Annotated in this window: 4 protein-coding genes; 1 reads left to right on the top strand and 3 read right to left on the bottom strand. The window is 64.1% G+C overall.

The window, feature by feature from the left end:
- The first annotated feature begins 103 nt into the window (after positions 1 to 103).
- Entirely contained in the window at positions 104 to 1,138 is a 1,035-nt protein-coding gene (locus O2807_13785) for a Gfo/Idh/MocA family oxidoreductase (GenBank protein MDA1001572.1), read from the top strand.
- Positions 1,139 to 1,345: 207 nt separating this feature from the next.
- On the opposite strand, the gene O2807_13780 is transcribed toward O2807_13785, so the two are convergent.
- From O2807_13780 to O2807_13770, 3 genes are all read right to left on the bottom strand, one after another.
- Positions 1,346 to 2,494 (bottom strand): sorbosone dehydrogenase family protein, encoded by a 1,149-nt coding sequence (locus tag O2807_13780; GenBank protein ID MDA1001571.1) that lies wholly within the window; start codon positions 2,492 to 2,494, stop codon positions 1,346 to 1,348.
- A 5-nt stretch (positions 2,495 to 2,499) separates the two neighbouring features.
- The gene (locus O2807_13775; GenBank protein MDA1001570.1) at positions 2,500 to 2,961 is read right to left on the bottom strand and encodes an Rrf2 family transcriptional regulator; all 462 of its coding nucleotides are present in this window, start codon (positions 2,959 to 2,961) and stop codon (positions 2,500 to 2,502) included.
- 70 nt (positions 2,962 to 3,031) lie between these two features.
- Positions 3,032 to 3,414 (bottom strand): adenylyltransferase (locus O2807_13770; GenBank protein ID MDA1001569.1); only part of this gene is annotated, 383 nt, incomplete at its 5' end.

Raw genomic sequence — 3,414 nt, 5'->3', positions numbered from 1 at the left:
CATGCGCGACAAATGATAAAGTCGCCCCCATTCAAGTTCCCCATTCGACCGGCGGACGATTCATTTCAAGTACGCTCTATTAAACTATTCTTAGGAGCACATCATGTCTTTTGAACCTGTGCGTGTCGCTTCAATGGGCCTGGGGCGCTGGGCGAACGTGTTGGCCGATGCCGCGCTTCGCGGCGGCAAAATCAAGCTGGTCTCCTGCTTCAGCCGCACCCCCGGGAAAAGAGCCAATTTCAAGGAGCGCTATGGCACGCGCGAGGCGGAGAGCTTCGAGGCCCTTTTGAATGACGATGAAGTCGAGGCCGTCATCGTCACGACGCCGAATTACAATCACATGGAGCATATCGAGGCGATTTCGGCGGCGGGCAAGCATGTCTACTGCGAAAAACCGATAGCGCACAATCTCGACCATGCCAAGAAGATCGTCGAGGCGGTCGAGCGGGCCGGCACCCGCCTGGCCATTGGCCACAGCGCGCGCCGCCTGGCCGTTTCCCGCCGCCTCAAGGAGTTGATCGACGCGGGCGAGCTTGGCGATATCTCCATGAGCGAGAGCAACTTCTGCACCGAGCGCGGCCTGGAGGTCGCTACCGGCAACTGGCGCGGCGACCCCGCCCTCAACCCGACGGGACCCGTCATCCAGCTCTCGGTCCACCACATCGACACCTTCCGCTACCTGCACGGGCCGATTCAGACCGTCACCGGCCGCCTCAAGCGGCTCTACTCCAAGTCCGGCATCGAGGACACGACAATGATCATCCTCGAGCACGAGGGCGGCGCCCTCTCCTACGTGGGAGGCGGCTGGGCCTGCCCCTGGGCCTTCCACATGAACGTGCACGGCACCGAGGCGATCGCCCACTTCCGCATCACGGGCCAGCAGTGGCGGGATCCCTCCCAGGCGCCCGAGCCCATCCGCCTGCACGTGGACCGCGAGCCGCTCGGGGAGAACACCGTGCACGAGATGCCCGATGGGGACATGTTCCGCGATGCGCTGGAGGATTTCGCCGAGTGCGTCCGGGCGGATCGCACCCCCGAGGTGGACGGCCGGGTGGCCTTCGAGACGCTGGCGGCCGTCTACGCGGCGGCCGAAAGCTCGCAGAGCGGCCGGACGGTCGCCCTCAAGGATTTTCTGTAGCCGTTATTTCCAGCAGTGGGTCAGTTTGCTTGTTTTTCTTGTCATTCCGAGCGCCGGAGGCGGGGTCCCCGGTGGGAGGCCTCCCGCGAATCTCCGATTCGTCGGGGTGCCCGGCGCGAGGAATCTGCTTTTCCACAGCAGATTCCTCAGTCGCTGCGCTCCCTCGGAATGACACCGCTGATTCATTGTGCAAATTGACCCACTACCTTATTTCCCGACGTAGGATATCCGATAGATGGCCCCCGCCTTGTCGTCCGAGACGAGGAGCGCGCCATCGGGCATGACGAGGATGTCCACCGGCCGGCCCCAGCTCTCTCCATCCTGAAGCCAGCCCTCGGCGAAGACTTCGTAGCCCGCGGCCTTTCCGTTCTTCAGCCGCACGAGGGTGACGCGGTAGCCGATCGTGGTGCTCCGGTTCCAGGAGCCGTGCTCGGCGATGAAGATCTGGTTCCGGTAGCCGGGGGGAAACATCCCTCCGGTGTAGAAGCGCATGCCGAGCGAAGCCACATGCGGCCCGAGCTCCTGCGCGGGCGGGGTGTAGCTCTTGCAATCTTTTCCGCGCCCGAACTCGGGGTCGGGAGTCGCCTTCCCGTGGCAATAGGGATAACCGAAGTGCATCCCCTTCCGCGGGGCGTGGTTGAGCTCATCGGGCGGGAGATCGTCGCCCATCTGATCCCTTCCGTTGTCGGTGAACCAGAGCTCTTTCGTCACCGGGTGCCAGTCGAAGCCGACCGTGTTGCGCACCCCGCGGGCGAAGACCTCCGCCTTCGAGCCGTCCGGCCGCACCCGGTGGATCGCCGCATAGGGGTCCTTCGGCTCGCAGATGTTGCAGGGCGCCCCCACCGGCACGTAGAGCCAGCCGTCCGGGCCGAAGCGGATGAACTTCCAGCCGTGATGCAGATCGCGGGGAAAGCCTTCGATCGCAAAATCGGGGGTGAGCTTTTCCCCGAGCCGATCCTCGATGCGGTCGAAGCGCAGGATGCGGTTGATCTCGGCCACGAAGAGCGACCCCTGCCGGTAGGCCACCCCGTTCGGCAAGAACATGCCCTCGGCCAGGGTGATGACCTGATCGGCGCGGTCGTCGCGGTTTTTATCGAGAACGGCGTAGAGGCGGCCCTCCCTGCGGCTGCCGACGAAGAGCGTGCCCCGCGCCCCGAGCGCCATCGAGCGGGCGCCGGGGATGCCGCCCGCATAGAGTTCGATGCGGAAGCCCGGCGGCAGACGGATCTTCCCGAGGGGAAGGCTCTGCGCGAAAACGGACGAAGGAAGAAGCGCGAAAAGGAGCGGGAGCAGGAGAAGGCGGACCCGCGTGAAACACTTCCCTCCCGGAAACGGGAGAAACGCGGTCCGGGGCATATTGTCTAAATGCTGACTTGGAAGTTCGGGATGCGGGGGGTTTGCCCGTCCATGGGCGCGGCCCCGGCGCTGAGCTCTTCGAGGGTCGTCTCGCTGAGCGTCTGGTCGATCGCGTCTTCGAGCTTCTTCCAGAGCATGCGGCTTCCGCAACTCGGGATGTTGGGACAGGGCATCGCCTTGGGCGCCTCGCCGCAATCCACGGGGCGAATCTCCTCTTCCACCGAGCAAAGGACGGCCTTCATCGTTATCTGCGAGGGCGGCAGCGCAAGGACATACCCGCCCCCCGGCCCGCGCGTGCTTTTCACCAGCTTGGCGCGGCGCATCTTGACGAAGAGCTGCTCGAGGTAGTGCTGGCTGATGTTCAGGTGGGCCGATATCTGCGGCAACGGAATCGGGTGGGTCTGGGAGTGCCGCGCCAGATCGATGATCGCCATGACGGCGTAGCGGCCTTTGGTGGAAATCTTCATTTTAAAACGTCCCTTGTCAGGGTGGGCAGACTAAATCAAAGGGCTCGCACCATTCAGCCATCTCACAAGTTCAACTTGAGGAGATCGCCCCCTCTCGCACAGCGGAACCACTCCGGTAAGATGCCGCGTCCATCGAGCGGATGACGGGCGCGTCCCCGCAGACCAGACACTCCGGATCCGGCCTGACCGGGATCGCCTCGAATTTCGCTTCCCAGAGATTCGCCGAAAAAAACCGGCCCGCGTACGCCGGCGCCATGCCCGAGAGAATCCGCACGGCTTCACCAGCTTGCAACATTCCGATGAATCCCGCCACCGCGCCCAGCACACCGGCCTGCTGACAATCGGGCGCGCGGCTCTCAAGAGGGGCGGGACCGGTCAGACACCTGTAGCAGGGGCCGGTCCCGGGCATGACGGTCAGCAGCTGTCCGTAGAAGCGGAGAATGCCCCCGGATA

The sequence above is a fragment of the bacterium genome (assembly GCA_027622355.1).
Lineage (GTDB): Bacteria > UBA8248 > UBA8248 > UBA8248 > UBA8248 > JAQBZT01.
This window is presented reverse-complemented; position numbering and strand designations above follow the sequence as displayed.

Excerpts from the sequence above, each read along its gene's own strand:
- O2807_13785 (MDA1001572.1), top strand. The coding sequence starts at position 104 with ATGTCTTTTGAACCTGTGCGTGTCGCTTCAATGGGCCTGGGGCGCTGG.
- O2807_13780 (MDA1001571.1), bottom strand. The coding sequence starts at position 2,494 with ATGCCCCGGACCGCGTTTCTCCCGTTTCCGGGAGGGAAGTGTTTCACG.
- O2807_13775 (MDA1001570.1), bottom strand. The coding sequence starts at position 2,961 with ATGAAGATTTCCACCAAAGGCCGCTACGCCGTCATGGCGATCATCGAT.